Source organism: Nesterenkonia alkaliphila, from assembly GCF_009758175.1.
Taxonomy (GTDB): Bacteria; Actinomycetota; Actinomycetes; order Actinomycetales; family Micrococcaceae; genus Nesterenkonia; species Nesterenkonia alkaliphila.
In genome coordinates, this window is the sequence record NZ_WRPM01000095.1 from 41,642 (window position 1) to 57,649 (window position 16,008).

General features: G+C 66.8%; 17 protein-coding genes and 2 riboswitches. Of the genes, 3 read left to right on the plus strand and 14 right to left on the minus strand.

Translation table 11 applies throughout. From position 1 onward, the window contains the following. Positions 1-104 precede the first annotated feature (104 nt). On the plus strand, positions 105-1,259 hold the full coding sequence (locus tag GNZ21_RS12880; RefSeq protein ID WP_157324982.1) for a hypothetical protein: 1,155 nt from the start codon (positions 105-107) through the stop codon (positions 1,257-1,259). Here the strand turns inward: GNZ21_RS12880 and GNZ21_RS12885 are convergent. From GNZ21_RS12885 to GNZ21_RS12895, 3 genes are all read right to left on the minus strand, one after another. Beyond that, the gene (locus GNZ21_RS12885; protein ID WP_157324985.1) at positions 1,253-2,617 is read right to left on the minus strand and encodes an NtaA/DmoA family FMN-dependent monooxygenase; all 1,365 of its coding nucleotides are present in this window, start codon (positions 2,615-2,617) and stop codon (positions 1,253-1,255) included. The genes GNZ21_RS12880 and GNZ21_RS12885 overlap by 7 nt on opposite strands. Next, positions 2,614-3,825 (minus strand): LLM class flavin-dependent oxidoreductase, encoded by a 1,212-nt coding sequence (locus GNZ21_RS12890; protein WP_157324987.1) that lies wholly within the window; start codon positions 3,823-3,825, stop codon positions 2,614-2,616. The genes GNZ21_RS12885 and GNZ21_RS12890 overlap by 4 nt, the downstream gene beginning before the upstream one ends. Before the next feature lie 14 nt (positions 3,826-3,839). Then, positions 3,840-3,968: riboswitch (SAM riboswitch) on the minus strand. A 53-nt stretch (positions 3,969-4,021) separates the two neighbouring features. Further along, positions 4,022-5,173, minus strand: a complete 1,152-nt coding sequence (locus GNZ21_RS12895) for an LLM class flavin-dependent oxidoreductase (protein ID WP_188503410.1) — start codon at positions 5,171-5,173, stop codon at positions 4,022-4,024. 93 nt (positions 5,174-5,266) lie between these two features. Here GNZ21_RS12895 and GNZ21_RS12900 point away from each other — a divergent pair, with 93 nt between their 5' ends. After that, positions 5,267-6,109, plus strand: coding sequence for a sulfurtransferase (locus tag GNZ21_RS12900; protein WP_157324989.1), 843 nt, complete (start codon positions 5,267-5,269; stop codon positions 6,107-6,109). On the opposite strand, the gene GNZ21_RS12905 is transcribed toward GNZ21_RS12900, so the two are convergent. The 11 genes from GNZ21_RS12905 to GNZ21_RS12955 form a co-directional block, all read right to left on the minus strand. Further along, on the minus strand, positions 6,110-7,132 hold the full coding sequence (locus GNZ21_RS12905) for an aldo/keto reductase (protein ID WP_157324991.1): 1,023 nt from the start codon (positions 7,130-7,132) through the stop codon (positions 6,110-6,112). 22 nt (positions 7,133-7,154) lie between these two features. Further along, entirely contained in the window at positions 7,155-8,306 is a 1,152-nt protein-coding gene (locus GNZ21_RS12910) for a UDP-N-acetylmuramate dehydrogenase (RefSeq protein ID WP_188503409.1), read from the minus strand. A 42-nt stretch (positions 8,307-8,348) separates the two neighbouring features. Continuing rightward, positions 8,349-9,200 (minus strand): MetQ/NlpA family ABC transporter substrate-binding protein, encoded by an 852-nt coding sequence (locus tag GNZ21_RS12915; protein ID WP_157324993.1) that lies wholly within the window; start codon positions 9,198-9,200, stop codon positions 8,349-8,351. Between the two features lie 57 nt (positions 9,201-9,257). Continuing rightward, complete coding sequence (locus GNZ21_RS12920; protein WP_157324995.1) at positions 9,258-9,941, minus strand: methionine ABC transporter permease; 684 nt, start codon at positions 9,939-9,941, stop codon at positions 9,258-9,260. Beyond that, positions 9,941-10,987 (minus strand): methionine ABC transporter ATP-binding protein, encoded by a 1,047-nt coding sequence (locus GNZ21_RS12925; RefSeq protein WP_188503408.1) that lies wholly within the window; start codon positions 10,985-10,987, stop codon positions 9,941-9,943. The genes GNZ21_RS12920 and GNZ21_RS12925 overlap by 1 nt, the downstream gene beginning before the upstream one ends. Positions 10,988-11,004: 17 nt before the next feature. Beyond that, positions 11,005-11,136: riboswitch (SAM riboswitch) on the minus strand. A gap of 130 nt (positions 11,137-11,266) precedes the next feature. Then, positions 11,267-12,025, minus strand: a complete 759-nt coding sequence (locus GNZ21_RS12930) for an amino acid ABC transporter ATP-binding protein (protein ID WP_157324997.1) — start codon at positions 12,023-12,025, stop codon at positions 11,267-11,269. After that, on the minus strand, positions 12,022-12,867 hold the full coding sequence (locus tag GNZ21_RS12935; protein ID WP_157324999.1) for an amino acid ABC transporter permease: 846 nt from the start codon (positions 12,865-12,867) through the stop codon (positions 12,022-12,024). The genes GNZ21_RS12930 and GNZ21_RS12935 overlap by 4 nt, the downstream gene beginning before the upstream one ends. A gap of 43 nt (positions 12,868-12,910) precedes the next feature. Next, positions 12,911-13,825 (minus strand): ABC transporter substrate-binding protein, encoded by a 915-nt coding sequence (locus tag GNZ21_RS12940; RefSeq protein WP_157325001.1) that lies wholly within the window; start codon positions 13,823-13,825, stop codon positions 12,911-12,913. 110 nt (positions 13,826-13,935) lie between these two features. Then, complete coding sequence (locus tag GNZ21_RS12945; protein WP_157325003.1) at positions 13,936-14,388, minus strand: MaoC/PaaZ C-terminal domain-containing protein; 453 nt, start codon at positions 14,386-14,388, stop codon at positions 13,936-13,938. After that, complete coding sequence (locus GNZ21_RS12950) at positions 14,388-14,843, minus strand: FAS1-like dehydratase domain-containing protein (RefSeq protein WP_188503407.1); 456 nt, start codon at positions 14,841-14,843, stop codon at positions 14,388-14,390. The genes GNZ21_RS12945 and GNZ21_RS12950 overlap by 1 nt, the downstream gene beginning before the upstream one ends. Before the next feature lie 5 nt (positions 14,844-14,848). Then, entirely contained in the window at positions 14,849-15,148 is a 300-nt protein-coding gene (locus GNZ21_RS12955; RefSeq protein WP_157325005.1) for a hypothetical protein, read from the minus strand. A 66-nt stretch (positions 15,149-15,214) separates the two neighbouring features. Between GNZ21_RS12955 and GNZ21_RS12960 the strand changes: the two genes are divergently transcribed. Continuing rightward, positions 15,215-16,006 carry a YwaF family protein gene (locus GNZ21_RS12960; RefSeq protein ID WP_157325007.1) on the plus strand — a complete coding sequence of 264 codons (792 nt, stop codon included), beginning with the start codon at positions 15,215-15,217 and terminating at the stop codon, positions 16,004-16,006. Positions 16,007-16,008 lie beyond the last annotated feature (2 nt).

A 16,008-nucleotide genomic window follows, 5' to 3' on the forward strand; every position in this document is an offset into this window, starting at 1 on the left:
CTACGCCGATTGAACATTACATTCTATGAAATGGAAATAGTTCGTAATGTTCAGACTCGTCTGCGTCATGTGACATCAGGCACTACACCGTTACACTGGCGCGCATGAACGGAACGGACGGGCTGATCCGGCTGAGCAGGCTGCCGTCTGCCTGGTACCACCCCGCCGACGGCAGCATCAGTCAGGGCCGGGCCCGGCTGCTGCCGCATCAGGTGCAGCAGGTGCAGATCCGGGTTGCGACCAGCGGGCTCTCCCTGACTGAGCAGCTGCGCTTCATCGGCGCCGAGTCGGTCACGGTGACCATCCACCGCAGCATCCTGGTCACCCATAGCACCCAGCTCTCGGCTGAGGCGGCCCAGGCGCTGGATACCTTCCTGGCTGGGGTGGTGACCGCAGGCGCTTCGATACCCGCGGCACAGGGGCTCAACCCGGATCAGCAGCTGGTCGCCGCAGCCCGTACGGCTGCCTACACCCGGCGTTGGCAGCCGGCTCATCCCGAGGCCGTGCGGCAGACCCTGAGCAAGTTCCATCGGCTGGACTCCCTGCTCCGGACCAGTGACTCGGACCAGCCAGACCGGCACCCATACCAGGTGAAAGAAGACCAAAAAGCGGACGACGCCCGATTGAGCCGAGCGGAGGCCGCCGGCCACGGCGAGCATCCCGAGGCGATTGAGGAGCGCCAGCGCAGCGACGCCGCCTCGGCGGCCGAGTTCCTGGCAGCTCACCCCAGCCGGCACGTAACCCTGGACAAAGCCCTGCGCTGGATGCTGCTGGTGTTCGCGACAGCCGGGGTGGGGTTCGCGACCGCTGTCCTGCGTACCGAGGAGGATCGCTGGACAGCCCTGGCGGTGGTCAGCTTGGCAGCAGCGGTTCTGGCCTACGGGAGCAGACAGCTGCTGGCAGATCAATGGATCCGCCGGCAGCGCCGGCTCGCCCACCAGTGGTTGGCCACCCGGGATCCCGGGCAGCTTCAGCGCGGCCTGCCGCCGGTGTTCCTGGCGGCCTGGCAGCGCCCGCCCACCACTCTGCTGCGCGGCGGGGAGACCTGCGGCTGGGTGCTGGCCCCCTTCCTTCTCCTGGCCGGTATTGTCCTGTTCACCGAGACGGAGCGCTTCACTCTGATAGCGCCCCTGGTTCTGCTGCTAGTGGGGGCGGGGTCGGTGCTGTGGGCACTGCGCTGCGGGGCGCGGCGTCGTCAGCTGCAGCGGCAGACGATCACTGAGTTTGCCCGTCTCAGCGGCACTCGCACGGATCAGTGAGACAGGGAAACCTGTGGGGACAGAGCCTGAGCACCTGTTTCGGCTCCGCCCCCACAGGGACTGCCTGGGACACCCAACCCAAGCAGGTCTCTGAGCAGCGCACCCTGGGGGTATTCGCTGCGCAGTGCACCGCGCTCCTGCAGCAGCGGCACCACCTTGTCCACAAAGGGGTCCAGTCCGGCAGGGGTGATGTGCGGGACCAGGATGAACCCGTCGGAAACCCGGGTCTTCACGGCCTCGATAATCTGTTGGGCCACCGTGGCCGGGCTGCCGATCAGTGATTGACGGGCCTGGGTGGCGATCACGGTCTGGCGCAGGTTCAGGCCCTGCTCCGCTGAGATCCGGCGCAGCGTGGCCACCTCGGCGTGGACATCATCGTGCTGCCGGGTGCGCCCGGCGAAGAGCTGCGGGCCGTCCGGGTCGGGGTCGATCTCTGGCAGCGGCCCCTCGGGGTCGTACCCGGAGAGGTCCCGGTTCCACAGCCGCTCCAGGATCAGGATGGCGGTCTGGCCGCTGACCTGCTGGGCGCGCACCTCGGCGGCGATCTCCTCGGCCTCCTGGTCGGTGTCGCCGATGATGAAGCTGATTCCGGGCAGCACTTTGAGGCTGTCGGGATCACGGCCGTACCGTTCAGCCCGGGCTTTGACGTCCGCGTAGAACCTCCGGCCCTCCTCACCGGCGCTGTGCCGGGTGAAGATGGCATCGGCGTTGCGGGCTGCGAAGTCCCGGCCCTCGGCGGAGTCTCCGGCCTGGAAGATCACCGGGTGGCCCTGCGGGGGCCGGGGCAGGTTGAATCGCCCCTCGATGCTGAACTGGGTGCTGCGATACTCGAAGGGATCCGGCTCCTCCCCTGACCAGGAGTCCCAGATGGTCTTTGCTGCGCGGACGAACTCCTCGGCACGCACATAACGCTGATCGTGGGGCAGGTAGCCCCCGCGCCGGAAGTTCTCCCCGGTGAAGGCATCCGAGCTGGTCACCACGTTCCAGGCGGCCCGGCCTGCGGAGAGGTGGTCCAGGCTGGCGAACTGCCGGGCCACCTCGTAGGGCTCGTTGTAGGTGGCGTTGATGGTCCCGGCCAGGCCCAGGTGCTCGGTGACTGCGGCCAGCCCGGCAAGCACCGGCAGGGTGTCAGGTCGGCCCACCACGTCCAGATCGTGGATCTGACCCTTCTGCTCGCGCAGCCGCAGCCCCTCGGCCAGGAACAGGAAGTCGAATCTGCCGCGCTCGGCCGCCTGGGCGAATCTGCGGAAGGAGTCGAACGCGATATGGCTGCCCGAGGCGGGATCTGACCATACGGTGGTGTTGTTGACCCCTGGGAAGTGGGCGCCGAGGATCACCTGACGTGGACTGGCACTCATGCGGCGTCTCCTACCAGTGCGGCGTCGTGATGCTTCTGCTCTGCCGAGTGCCTATTGGGGGCCTCACCCAGGCCGAGCCTGCGGCGCAGCTGCTGCGGCTCATCAACGGGGGTGAAGATCTCCCGGCGAGCGAGTTCTGGCACCAGCAGCTCGGCGATCGAGCTCAGGTCCCGGGCGTGTTCGGCAGGCTTGAGCCGCACCCCGGCGAACCCTAGGTCCTGGTAGATGGCGACGACGTCTGCCACAGCAGCTGCCGAGCCGGCCACCAGTTCACCGGCGGGGCTCCAATCAGAGCCGTTGGCCTCCTCCAACCCGGCCCAGCGGAACTGGGCGTTCTCATCGGAGTCCTCCACCAGAACTGTGAGGTCCGCGTAGACCTGCAGGGGCGCACCGGAGCGTCCGAAGATCCGCTCGGTCTCCCGGACGGTCTTGAGCAGTTCCCCCGCCAGGCTGCGCTGCGGGGCTTCCACGAAGAGCAGGTCGGCGCTGGTAGCTGCGGCTTTGATCACCGGCTCCGAGGTGCCCTGGTAGCTGACCACCGGCTGGCCCTGGGGCGGACGCGGGGTGATCGAGGGCCCCTTTACGGAGAACCGGGAGCCCTGATAGTCGATGTAGTGCAGCTTCTCCCGGTCGACGAACCGGCCGGTGGCAGCATCACGGATCTCGGCGTCATCCTCCCAGGAGTCCCAGAGCCGGCGGACCACCTCCACCGCCTGCTCGGATTCGGCGTAGAGCTCGGCCAGCCAGGGCTCAGAGTCCTCCGGCAGCAGCTCGGCGGGCGGCCGGTCGCGGCCGAAGAGCCGGGACTCCGCCTCGGTGCGGGAGACTTCCACCTGCCAGCCGGCGCGGCCGGCGCTGATGTGGTCCAGGGTGGCCAGGTTCTTGGATACGTGGAAAGGCTCGGTATGGGTGGTGGTCAGGGTGGGGATCAGCCCGATTTTGCTGGTGCGGGCTCCCAACCAGGAGGCCACCAGGGAGGCATCCAGCTGGCCGTGGCGCTGCAGGCCCAGGGAGTCCTCGAAGGTGACGAAGTCCAGGCCGCCCGCCTCGGCGGCCAGTGCCAGATCTGCCCAGTACTGGGAGGTGAAGATCTCCTGGGCTCCGGGAATCCGGAACCAGGAGCCGGGGTGCCATCCGGTGTCCTGCAGGCCGATGCCCAGGTGGAAAGTCTGTGCCGGGGGGATGCCCTCGGCCTGTGCTGCTGACATGATGTCCTCCAAGAAGTTCACACTTGCTGCCCGCCGGGCGGCGGACGCCTTGTCCTCACCTGGAGCACCCCACTGTGAGAGAGGGTTGCTGTCCGGCCAGCCAGGGCTGTCGGCGCTTGCGCGCCGGACCGGAACTCGTGACGGGGTCTACGCTAACACCGTAATCTGAACATAAAAATCTGGTTGTAGTGTTTTGTCATAAACCCCATTCCTCGGCCAGCAGCTCGTAGCTGGCCAGCCGGTCTTCGGCCCGGTGGGCGCTGACCGAGATGAGCAGCTCATCGGCACCGGTGGCCTGCTGCAGGGTCTGCAGCTGTTCGGCGACCTGTGCCGCAGTGCCGGTGAAGCGGGTCTCCAGCCGGTCCCGGACCAGTTTCTGCTGCTCCGGGTTCAGCGGGCTCTGCGCAGCTGACTCGGGGCTGGGATACCGGATGGCACCCTGCCCGGTGCGGATGGAGTGCACCCATTCGGCGTAGCCGGCCGCCAGGCGGTCCACCTCCTGACGGGTGTCGGCCACCAGCACCTCTGCGGAGACGATCACATAGGGAGACTCCAGCTCGCGGCGGGGCACAAAGCTCTGCCGATAGTGCTGCACCGCATCGGTGACATTGGAGGGTGCCACGTGGTAGTTGGCGCCGAAGCGCAGCCCGCGACTGCCGGCGATTTCGGCGGACTCCCCGGCGGAGCTGCCCAGCACCCACACCTCCGGCTTGCCTGCGGTAGGCGGGACCGCCCCGGGGAACGCAATCCCGTCCACCTCGGCGGTGTGGTCCAGCAGGGCGAGCAGCTGGTCGGTGAATTCCCCGTAGGGCGGCACCTCGGCCCCCTCGGCCAGCAGCAGCTGAGAAGCCGCAGCAGTCCTCGGGGATCCGAAGAGATGACTCAGGTCAGGGGCCGCAGGCAGCAGCAGGCCCTCCCGGGTGACTCGGTCTTCCTGGGCGGCAGGAATGGAGCGGGCCGGCGGGGTGGGGGCGGCGTCGTCGTTCTCTGCCTTTTTCCGCTGAGTGCGCCGGATGGCCGCCCGGCCGATACCCAGATCGATGCGGTCCCCGTAGGCAGCAGTGAGCAGGGCGAAGTCCTCCGCAATGTTCAGCGCGCTGCGCTGTCCGGCCAGCACCGCTCCGGAGCCCAGCCGCAAGGTAGTGGTCACCGCTCCGGCCAGGCTCATGAGCAGGGCAGGGTTATAGCCGATCACCCCGGGGTTGAGGTGGTGCTCGCCGTACCAGAGCCGGCGGTAGCCCAACTCCTCTGCACGGCGGGCCAGTTCCGCACTGGCGTGCAGCGCCTGGTCGGGGGGCTGCCCCTCGGCCAGCGGAACCAGGTCGAAGATGCTCAGTGGAACACTCACTGTTTGAACATAACAACTGTCTGCTCGAATTTTTCAGGCGCCGTCATACGGGGTCATATCCGCAGGCTCACAATAACGGTACAGTTCAGAGCTATGGGGCATCTGATCTCACCTGAGGACCTGCACGAGCTGATCTCTGCCGAGAAGCCGGGGCTGCGGATTCTTGATGTGCGCTGGCGGCTGGACCGGCCCGATGGCCGTCCCGACTACCTGGAGGGCCATCTTCCCGGGGCGGTCTATGTGGACCTGGACACTGAGCTGGCTGAGCACGGACTGCCGCTGACCCAGGGCCGGCACCCGCTGCCCAGCCGGGAGACCCTGCAGTCTGCGGCCCGCCGCTGGGGCCTGCATGACGGGGACACTGTGGTGGTCTATGACGATATGAAGAACACCTCCTCGGCCCGGGCCTGGTGGCTGCTGCGCCATGCCGGCGTGGCGGATGTCCGGGTGCTGGACGGTTCGCTGCGCGGCTGGGTGAGTGCCGGTTACCCGCTGGAGACCGGCGACGTAGTTCCCTCCCCCGGCAGCATCACGCTGGACTATGGACAGCTGGAGGCACTGAGCATCGACGAGGCCGCGGCCTTCCCCGAGCGCGGCACCCTACTGGACAGCCGGCTTGCGCAGCGCTACCGGGGCGAGGTGGAGCCGATGGACCCACGGCCCGGGCATATCCCGGGAGCACTCAATGCTCCGACCGCGGAGAATGTGGATGGCCAGGGGCGGTTCCTCTCCCCTGAGCTGCTCCGGGAGCGCTTCCTGGCGCTGGGGGTGGATCCGCAGAGACCGGTGGCCAGCTATTGCGGCTCCGGGATCAACGGGGCCCACTCCTGCCTGGCCCTGGAGCTGGGCGGGTTCGAGGCCGTGCTCTATCCCGGGTCCTTCAGCGAGTGGTCGAACAACTATGACCGCCCGGTGGTCACCGGTGATACGCCGTAGTCAGCTGCGCGGCAGCAGGCCCTCGCGACCCCCGGAGACCCAGGTAGGGCTGAAGCTGCGGTCCCCGCACATCTGATCAGCCAGCTCATCCAGCGCACTGATCGCCTCAGCGGCCAGCCCAGCCTCCAACCCGGTGAGCAGCTCGTCCAGGTTCTGGGCATAGCGAGTGCCGGGAATCACGGAGATCTTCACCCCGAAGGCTGAGGCCTTAGCGTAGAGCCAGGCCAGGGCCAGACCGGCGGTGGGCAGTCCAGCCTCCGCTGCCAGTTCCCGGGCGTGGGCGGCGACGTCGTTGTTGTGCCCCAGGTTCTCCGGGAAGAACCAGGGGAACTTATGCCGGGTGTCCTTCTGGGCCAGCAGCTCCGGGCTGAACCGGTCGGTGAGCAGGCCGCGGGCCACTGGGGAGTAGGGCACAAACCCAATGCCCAGCTCAGCGCAGGTGGGGATCACATACCGCTCCACATCCCTGGCGAAGATGCTCCACTCTGACTGGACTGCGGTGATCGGGTGCACCGCATGGCCGCGGCGGATCTCCTCAGCGGTGTGCTCGGAGAGACCGATGGTGCGCACCTTTCCAGCAGTGACCAGATCCGCCAGTGCCCCTACGGACTCCTCCACCGGCACCTGGGGGTCCGGACGGTGCAGATAGTAGAGGTCCACATAGTCAGTGCCGAGCCTGCTCAGGGAGAGGTCGATCTGCTCCCGGATATGCTCCGGTCGGCCATTGGTGCCGCGCTGGCCCGCCTCGCCTTTGGGTTCGATACCGCATTTGGTGGCCAGGGTGAATTCAGCGCGCCGGCCTGCGAGGAATTTGCCCAGGATGGACTCGCTGAGCCCGAGTCCGTAGATATTCGCAGTGTCGATGAAGGTCACACCACGGTCATAGATCTCATGAAGCAGATTCAGGGCGCCCTGCTCGTCGATGGGCCCGTAGGCTCCGGCAATGGACATCGCCCCATAGCCCAGGGCCGTGGTGGTCAGGACGGAGCCTCGGGAGCCGAGGTCGACGGTGCGCAGTGTCATGGGACTATTCTGCCGTAGCCGCTCAGAGGCTGCAGCCGATGAGCACCGGTTCCGGGTGCAGGATGATGCCGAAGCGCTCGCGGACCTTGTCCCGGGCCGCACGGGCCACGGTGAGCAGATCCTCGGTGCTGGCCCCGCCCCGGTTGGTGACTGCCAGGGTGTGCTTGGTGGACAGTGAGGCCCGGCCTGCGGTGAGTTCGGCCCCGAAGCCCTTGCCGCAGCCGGCGTTCTCGATCAGCCATGCTGCGGAGAGCTTGACCAGAGCGCGCCCCTGGGGGTCCTTCCCGGCGGGGAAGCGAGGGGCGGATTCGGGGAGGGAGGGGGACGACGCCGCCCCCTGACCCGGGTCCGGGATGATCGGGTTGGTGAAGAAGCTTCCGGTGGACCAGGTGTCCTGGTCGGCCCGGTCCAGGACCATGCCTTTGCCTGCGCGCAGCGCCAGGACCTTCTGGCGGACCTCAGTCAGCGGGGCGCGGCGGGAGTGCTCCTCGGCGGCGGGGTCCAGACCCAGGGAGCGGGCCAGTTCGGCATAGCGCACGGGTGCCGAGAGGGCCGGCCCGGCCTGGTGGGTGAGCCGGAACCGTACGGAGAGCACCACGTATCGCGGGGAGCCTGCGATAGTGGTGCGCTTCAGCGCGGAGTCCCGGTAGCCGAAGGCCAGGTCCTCGCTGCTGAGCACCAGGAGGTCTGCGGCAGCCCTGTCCCAGACCCGGATATCAAGGATGGTCTGAGCGACCTCGGCCCCGTAGGCGCCTACGTTTTGGACCGGCACCGCTCCGGCTGCCCCGGGTATCCCAGAGAGCGCCTCGAGCCCGGTGAGGCCGCGCTCCACGGTCCAAGCCACCACCGCGTCCCAACTGTGGCCGGCTGCCACAGTGACATCAATAGCATCAGCTGTAGTCGCCGCTGCGGGACTGACCGGCTCCGCGGTGATTCCGGTGAAGGCCAGCTGAAGCACGGTGCCGCTGAAGCCGGCGTCCGCTACCAGCAGGTTGGAACCGCCGCCGAGCACTAACAACGAGTCCTGCCCGGCGGCCCGAGCGGTCTCCTGAGGCAGCGGATGGGCCTGGAGCACCTCAAGTGCTTGGGCCTCGGTGTCCGCGGTGACCCACTCCGCTGCCGGGCCGCCGACCCGTGCAGTGGTGTGCTCGGCGAAAATCTTGGCTGTGCTCACCGTCCAAGACTATCCGGAGACCTGCACGGGCCGGGCACCGATTCAGAAGGCGGGCAGGACAGCTCCGTCGGTCCAGGTCTCCTCGATGTACTCGCGCACCTCATCGCTGGTGAGCAGGTCCTGCAGGATCTGGACCGCCTCGTTGTCCTCATCCTCGGAGCGCACGGCCAAGAAGTTGGCGTAGGGGTTGTCCTCGCCGGACTCCACCAGCAGGCCGTCCTCTGTGGGAGACAGTCCGGCCTCCAGGGCGTTGTTGCCGTTGATCACCGCGGCGGCAACGTCGTCGAGGGTGCGGGCCAGGGCAGAGGCGTCAGCCTCGATGAATTCGAAGTTGTGCGGGTTGTCCTCGATGTCCAGGATGGTGGCGGACTGCCAGTCCGCGCTCAGGGTGATCAGCCCTGCCTCCTCCAGCAGCACCAGGCCGCGGGCTTGGTTGGACGGGTCGTTGTTCAGCGCGATGGTCGCTCCCTCCGGGAGGTCCTCGTAGCTCTCGTGCTGGGTGGAGTACAGAGCGAAGGGCTCAATGTGCACGCCCTCGAAGTGCGCCAGGTCGTATCCGTGCTCCTGCACCTCGGCGTTGAACCATGGCTCGTGCTGGAAGTAGTTGGCATCCAGCTCCCCGGCGTGCAGTGCTTCGTTGGGGATCACGTAGTCGGTGTACTCCTGGATGTCCAGGCTGATGCCGGCCTCCTCGGCGAGTTCATCATCGATGAACTGCAGGATCTGGGCGTGTGGCACCGGCGAGGCGCCCACGCTGAGCTCCACGATGCCGTCCTCGCCCTCGGTGCCGGCGCCGTTGTCGGCCTCGTCATCTCCGTTGCCGCAGGCGGCCAGGAGCAGCGCGGCGGCCGCGGCCGCGGCGATCCCCAGTGAACGGTGTGTGCGGTGTGGCATGATGCATATTCCTTTCATAGTGAGAGTGACCGGGCAGCCCAGCGCGGGCACCCGGGTTCAGCGATGATCGATGCGGCGGGCCACGTAGTTCCCCGTGTATTGCACGGCGGTGACGATGACCACCAGCAGAATCACGCAGATGAGCATGACGTCGCCCATATATCGGTGGTATCCGTAGTTGATGGCCAGCTGTCCCAATCCGCCTCCGCCCACGGCTCCGGCCATGGCGGTGAAGCTGATCAGGGTGACCACGGTGATGGTGAAGCCGCCCACGATGCCGGGCAGGCCCTCTCTGAGCAGTACGTTCCAGGTGATGTGCAGCTTGGAGGCTCCCATCATCTGAACTGCTTCCACCTTGCCCCAGGAGACCTCGCGGAGGGAGTTCTCCACCATCCGGGCGAAGAAGGGGATTGCACCTATGGTCAGCGGCACCACGGCCGCCTCCCAGCCGATCGCAGCCCCCACTACCAGCCGGGTGAACGGAATGATCCAGATCATCAGGATGATGAAGGGGACCGCCCGGGCGAAGTCAACCGCCACGCTCAGCACCCGGTAGAACAGCTGCACCGGATACAGGCCCTTGGGCCCCAGGTTGAACAACAGGATGCCCAGCGGCAGGCCGAACAGCGCGGTGAAGAAGCCGGTGGCACTGGTCATGTAGATGGTTTCGAGGATCGCGTCGACCAGGAAGCGTTCGATGACCGGGTTGTCGAACCAGAGTTCGTCGGTGGCGCTGGGCATCAGCGGCCCCCTTCCCGTGGTGCCTCGGCCTCTTCTGCCGCGGCTTCCTCGGCCGCCACCTGCTCAGCGGTGGTCAGCTCCGCATGCAGACCGGCCGAGTGCAGCACCTGGAGGGTACGCTGGGCGCTCTGCATGTCTTCGGGGCGCAGGTGAAGCCTGCCGACCTGCTTGCCCTGGATGGTCTCGATGGAACCCGCCTCTACCCGGGCCGGTACGGCCTGCTCGGCCAGCAGACTGAACAGGTCGCCGATGTTCTGCACGTGCTCGGATTCGGTGAGCAGCACTTCGACCAGCTGCTGCCCGGGCTTCAGGGCGCTGGTCGGCGGCAGGGAGATGAGTTCCTTGGACAGCGGGGAGGTGGTGTCGGAGATGACCTCCAGCAGCCGTCCGGTGCGGCTGACGCGCCCGTTCTCCAGCAGGGAGACCGAGTCGCAGATCTCACGCACCACTGACATCTCGTGGGTGATGATGATGACGGTGATGCCCAACCGGTCCCGGAGAGAGCGGATGAGCTGAAGGATCTGCCGGGTGGTCGTGGAGTCCAGCGCGGAGGTGGGTTCGTCGCAGAGCAGCACTCGGGGCTCAGCGGCCAGCGCACGGGCAATGCCCACCCGCTGCTTCTGCCCGCCGGAGAGCTGGGCCGGGTAGTTATCGGCCCGGTCGGCCAGCCCCACCAGTTCCAGCAGCTCGCTGACCCGGGCTCTGCGCTTGGCGCGGGGGACCCCTGCGATCTCCAGGGGATGGGCGATGTTCCTGGCCGCGGTGCGGGAGTCCAGAAGGTTCACGTGCTGGAAGACCATCCCGATGGCGCGGCGTGCCTTCATCAGCTCAGCCCCGGTGGCACGATCCATGCTCCTGCCGTCGATCCGGATGCTGCCAGAGCTGAGGTCCTCGAGCCCAGTCAGACACCGGATGAGGGTGGACTTCCCGGCTCCGGATCGGCCGACGATGCCATGGATGCTGCCCGGGCCGATACGGAGGCTGACCCCGTCCAAGGCGGTCACATTGCCGGGATAGACCTTGCGGACATCCTGGAGTTCAATCACTGATGAGGCGCTCTCCACTGCTGCTCTTGCCCGCTCCGGGCAGTGACGCTCAAGGCGTCAGAAGCGGGCCGCATCGTGATCCGAACCACCCGTGAACATGGGGTTGGTGTGCGGCCCAGGGAGGATCGTGACGGCCGCAGCTCGTGATGCAGAGCCCATCCTAACGCCCAGCGGCACCAGTGCTGTTGAGCACACGTCACAATCTGTCACACTATGTTCAACACCACATTATTCAACCGCGCCGGGGACGGCTCAGAGGTGAGGGGGCGGCGTCCTCCGCTACTCCCCCAGTGGGTTGAGCACCCGGCGCAGGAAGTCCTGGGTGCGTGGCTGGGCGGGGGCGCCGATCACCTGCTGGGCGGGCCCCTCCTCCACCACCCGGCCCTGGTTCATGAACACCACCCGGTCGGCCACCTCGCGTGCGAAGCCCATCTCATGGGTCACCACGATCATGGTCATTCCGGCCTGGGCGAGATCGCGCATGATGGCCAGCACATCTCCCACCGTCTCCGGGTCCAGGGCGGAGGTGGGCTCGTCAAAGAGCATCAGGGAGGGTTTCATGGTCAGCGCCCGGGCGATCGCCACCCGCTGTTGCTGGCCGCCGGAGAGCTGAGCGGGGCGGCGGTGGGCCAGGTGCTGCAGTCCCACCAGCTCCAATTGGTGCATGGCCTCCGCCTCAGCCTCGGCGCGCGGCTGCTTGAGCACCCGGCGGGGGGTGATAGTGCAGTTCTCGAGGACGGAGAGGTGCGGGAACAGGTTGAACTGCTGGAAGACCATGCCGATCTTCCGGCGCATCGCATCCAGGTTCACATCCGGGTCCGTGGCATCGAACTCGCCCACCAGGATCCGCCCGGAGTTGGGGTCCTCCAGACGGTTCACGCAGCGCAGCAGAGTGGATTTGCCCGAGCCGGTGGCGCCGATCAGGCAGACCACCTCGCCGGGGTTGACGGTGATGCTGATGCCTTGGAGCACCTCATTGTCACCATAGGACTTGTGCAGGTCCTCGATTGTGACGCCTGCTGGGACGGTATCGCTCATTTCACCCCTGCCGTGACCGGCGATTCAGTCGCCTTCTTCCTGGGCCGCCTGCGGGAGGACCGTCCGGGGCCGCGTTCCTCCATGCGCCGGGCCAACAGCGACAGCGGTACGGTGATCAGCAGGTAGCAAACTCCGGCCACCACCAGCGGGGTCATCCCGGCCCCGTACTGCAGGATGCCGTCGCGGCCGATCTTGGTCAGCTCCGCCGCGGAGCCGGCCATGCCGACTACGAAGATCAGCGAGGAGTCCTTTGTCAGCAGGATCGCCTCATTGGTCAGCGGCGGCAGCACGATCCGGAAGGCCTGCGGGATCTGGATGCTCACCATGGCCCGCCAGGCCGGCATGCCGAGGGCGCGGGCGGCCTCCATCTGGCCCTTGGGCACAGCTTGGAGGCCGGCACGGATGGTCTCCGCGATATAGGCAGCTCCGACGATGGCCAGCGCGGTGGAGGCGGTCTGCAGGGTGGAGAGGTTCAGATTGAACGCCAAGGAGGCGCCGAAGCCCAGGGCGATGAACACCAAGATCGCCGGTATCCCCCGGAAGAACTCAATATAGATCGCCGCGATCCACCGATAGACCGGGAAGCTGGCCAGCCGCATCAGAGCCAGCAGGGTACCGCCGAACAGGCCGAAGAGGAACCCGAAGAAGGTGTACTGGATGGTGTTCCACAGCCCCACGGTGATCACCCCGGGGAACATCCCTGAGACGCTCTCCAGATCGAAGAAGCTGTTCTGCACAGCGCCCCAGTCGACCAGCAGGATCAGGACTACGACGATCGCCGCAAAGATCCCGGCCTGGATCCCCAGGGAGAGCCGTGCCCGTTCACGGTTGGAGAGCGCCATCAGAGGTTCACCGTCACTGCCTCAGACTCTGGGCAGGCGAGGCTCAGTTTTCGTCCTCAGCGCCGTCGTCGACATCCTCGTCACCCTCGTCCTCGGGGTCAGCACCCTCGTCCGGGGTCTCGGAGTGGAACCAGGCTTCCCGGATCTCCTCCAGGGTGCCTTCGGCATCAAGGGCGGCGAGCACCTCGTTGACCGCCTCGATGAGCTCCTGGTTCTCCAGGTGCGCGGCGATGCCCAGCTGCTCGCCGGTGTCGATCTCCTCCACGAACTCATAGGCCGCATCGTCGCCGGTCTGGTAGCCGATGATCGAGATATTGCCGATCAGCGCCTCCACCTGACCAGCCTCCAGACCCTGCAGCAGCAGTCCGGAGTCCTCATACTCAGTGACGTCCAGGCCGAGCTCCTCGGCGGCGTAGGTGTGCCCGGTGGTGCCGTTCTGCACGCCCACCGGCACTCCGTCCAGGTCATCGGTGGAGGAGATGCCGGAGTCGGTGGTGGCCAGCAGCCCCAGGTTGTCATCCAGGTAGGGGTCGCTGAAGAGCATGTTCCCGGCCCGTTCCTCGGTGATGGACATACCTGAGATCACCAGGTCACAGTTCTCAGATTCCAGGGCAAGCCCGGACTCCAGACCCTCCCAGGAGGATTCGATGAGCTCCAGCTCCAAGCCCAGCGCCCCGGCGATGGCGGCAGCGATGTCGATGTCGTAACCCACCACATTGCCCTCGGTGTCGTAGTACTCGAACGGCGGGTAGGGCACATCGGCGCAGACCTGCAGCACGCCCTCCTCCAGGGTCTCAACCTCGGCGTCGATCTCCACATCGGTCTCCACCTCAGTCTCAGCCTCGGCATCACCGTTTTCCTCGTCATCGCCACAGGCGCTCAGTGCCAGTACGGCCACAGAGGCTAGGGCCAGCGGCTTCAGCCACCGGTTTTCGGTCAGCTCGGTCATGCTCGGCATGTGGTTCTCCCGGTTCGAATGGTGCGTGCCGCTTCCAGGGCGGTGCGGTACATAGTGTGAGTAACGTCTGGTGATTATAGACAGGCTGGGTGTTTCGGGTACATGTCACCCTATGAGAGGGCGACGAGCGCCTGGGACTTGGTGAGCACCTTGGCCCGCTCCTCACCGTCCACCAGTTCCACCGTGAGGTCGATCCGGGCGGTGCCGGCTGCCTCATCCAGCTTGCCCACCTTTGCGGTGATCTCCAGCTGTGCGGTGGGGGTATCGGGCGATCCTTGGGTGGGGTCAGGCACGGGGACCGGTTTGCTGAACCGGGTCTGGTAGTCGGTGACTGCTGCCGGATCACCGGCCCAGTCGCCCACCAGCCCCACGGCCGCTCCCATGGTGAGCATGCCGTGGGCGATCACGCCCGGCAGCCCGACCTGCTGGGCGAAGCGTTCGTTCCAGTGGATCGGGTTGTGGTCTCCGCTGGCGGCGGCGTAGCGGATCAGATCGGCACGGGAGAGCTGCACTGTGCGGGTCCCGATGATCTGGCCCTTCTCCAGGTCTGCGAGCTTCGGCATCAGGCCTCTCCTTCTTCCTCACCACGGACCAGGAGGGTCGAGGTGACTGTGGCGCGTGGGGCGTCGTCGTAGGTTGTGATCTCAGTGACGGTGGTGACCATGGCACCGGTACCCATCACCCGGATCCGCTCCAACGTGGTGGCGGCGGTGAGGGTCTCCCCTGCGGTGATCGGGGCGTGGTGGCTGAAGCGCTCCTCGGCGTGGACCACCCGGGAGAAGTCGATGCCGGCCTCGGGATCGGTGACGGCGGCAGCCTCGGCACGCTGGGCGATGACCACGGCGAATGTGGGCGGGGCGATCAGGTCCCGGTGGCCCAGCTGGACAGCCGCGTCGACACTGTGGTGCGCGGGGTGGTCGGCCTGCACGGCAGTGGCGAACTCGCGGATCGCCTCACGTCCCACCTGGTACTGCACGGGCGGGTAGCTGTGGCCCTCCCTCGCGGTGCTGATGCTCACGGTCTTCACTCGCTTCCTGCCGCACCCTGGCGGCTGCGCCGGGTCCCCGGCTGGTTCTCTTGGTTCTTTCTGTCCCGGAGGATCTGGGCGGCTTGTCGCCGGCGCAGTCCGATCCCGGTGAGGTGACTCAGTATTCCGGCCCCGATCAGGCCCATCCCGGCGTTCCTCAGGGCAGTGGATTCCGCTGGGGCAGCGGCGATGACCGCGATGATCCCCAGGAAGGTGGCGGCCATACCGACGATCAGCGCCACCCTGTAGGCACGGGTTCCGGAGGTCCACGGGTCAAAGGCGGGCTGCTGGCTCATAGCCCGTTCATCCTACCGGCCGCGATGCTCCGCAGCCCGAGGGGAGGAGCTACTTAGACTGAGCACGTGACACCTGTGACGCTCTCAACCCAGCCCCCAGAGGTGTTCGGCGGGCTACACCTGGGCCTACTGGGGCTCACCGCGATGCTGAGCATCCTGGTGCTCTGGGCCGCCCGGCGGGCGCGGGGCAGTGATGCCCTGGACCGGGTGCTGAGGGCTTCGGGGTGGGTGCTGCTGGGCTGTTCAGTGCTCTACAGTGTTTGGCTGCTGTTGCCAGGGAACTGGCATGTGGCGGATTCGCTGCCGCTGCACTATTCGGATGCGCTGCGGTTCGTCACGGCGGTGGCGCTGATCTGGCGGGTCAAATGGGCGGTGATGGTCTCCTACTTTTGGGGACTGACGTTGAATCCACAGGCGGTGATCACCCCTCATCAGACCATGCTGAGCACTGATCCTGTGCAGTTCACCTTCTACTGGGGGCTGCACATTGCGGTGTGGCTGGCCCCGCTGGCCCTGGTATGGGGTGCGGGGCACCGGCCGGACTGGAGGGGCTTCGGCCTGGCCTATTCTGCCGCTTTCGCCTGGGCGATGCTGGTGATGCCCATCAATGCGCAGCTGGGCACCAACTACGCCTTTGTGAACCGCCCACCGGACGGCGCCTCCCTGGTGGACTTCCTGGGACCGTGGCCGGTGTACCTGGGGTGGATCGGGCTGATGATGGCCGCAGTGTGGGCTGCAATGACCTGGCCCTGGACCCGGACTCGCACCCGGCCTCGCCCTCGGACTCGCCCAGCGCGGGAAACGGATAAGGACGACGCCGCCCCACACCAGGCATCATCTGCCCTCACTTCCCGCTGAGA

Excerpts from the sequence above, each read along its gene's own strand:
- GNZ21_RS12880 (WP_157324982.1), top strand. The coding sequence starts at position 105 with ATGAACGGAACGGACGGGCTGATCCGGCTGAGCAGGCTGCCGTCTGCC.
- GNZ21_RS12885 (WP_157324985.1), bottom strand. The coding sequence starts at position 2,617 with ATGAGTGCCAGTCCACGTCAGGTGATCCTCGGCGCCCACTTCCCAGGG.
- GNZ21_RS12890 (WP_157324987.1), bottom strand. The coding sequence starts at position 3,825 with ATGTCAGCAGCACAGGCCGAGGGCATCCCCCCGGCACAGACTTTCCAC.
- GNZ21_RS12900 (WP_157324989.1), top strand. The coding sequence starts at position 5,267 with ATGGGGCATCTGATCTCACCTGAGGACCTGCACGAGCTGATCTCTGCC.
- GNZ21_RS12905 (WP_157324991.1), bottom strand. The coding sequence starts at position 7,132 with ATGACACTGCGCACCGTCGACCTCGGCTCCCGAGGCTCCGTCCTGACC.
- GNZ21_RS12915 (WP_157324993.1), bottom strand. The coding sequence starts at position 9,200 with ATGCCACACCGCACACACCGTTCACTGGGGATCGCCGCGGCCGCGGCC.
- GNZ21_RS12920 (WP_157324995.1), bottom strand. The coding sequence starts at position 9,941 with ATGCCCAGCGCCACCGACGAACTCTGGTTCGACAACCCGGTCATCGAA.
- GNZ21_RS12930 (WP_157324997.1), bottom strand. The coding sequence starts at position 12,025 with ATGAGCGATACCGTCCCAGCAGGCGTCACAATCGAGGACCTGCACAAG.
- GNZ21_RS12935 (WP_157324999.1), bottom strand. The coding sequence starts at position 12,867 with ATGGCGCTCTCCAACCGTGAACGGGCACGGCTCTCCCTGGGGATCCAG.
- GNZ21_RS12940 (WP_157325001.1), bottom strand. The coding sequence starts at position 13,825 with ATGCCGAGCATGACCGAGCTGACCGAAAACCGGTGGCTGAAGCCGCTG.
- GNZ21_RS12945 (WP_157325003.1), bottom strand. The coding sequence starts at position 14,388 with ATGCCGAAGCTCGCAGACCTGGAGAAGGGCCAGATCATCGGGACCCGC.
- GNZ21_RS12955 (WP_157325005.1), bottom strand. The coding sequence starts at position 15,148 with ATGAGCCAGCAGCCCGCCTTTGACCCGTGGACCTCCGGAACCCGTGCC.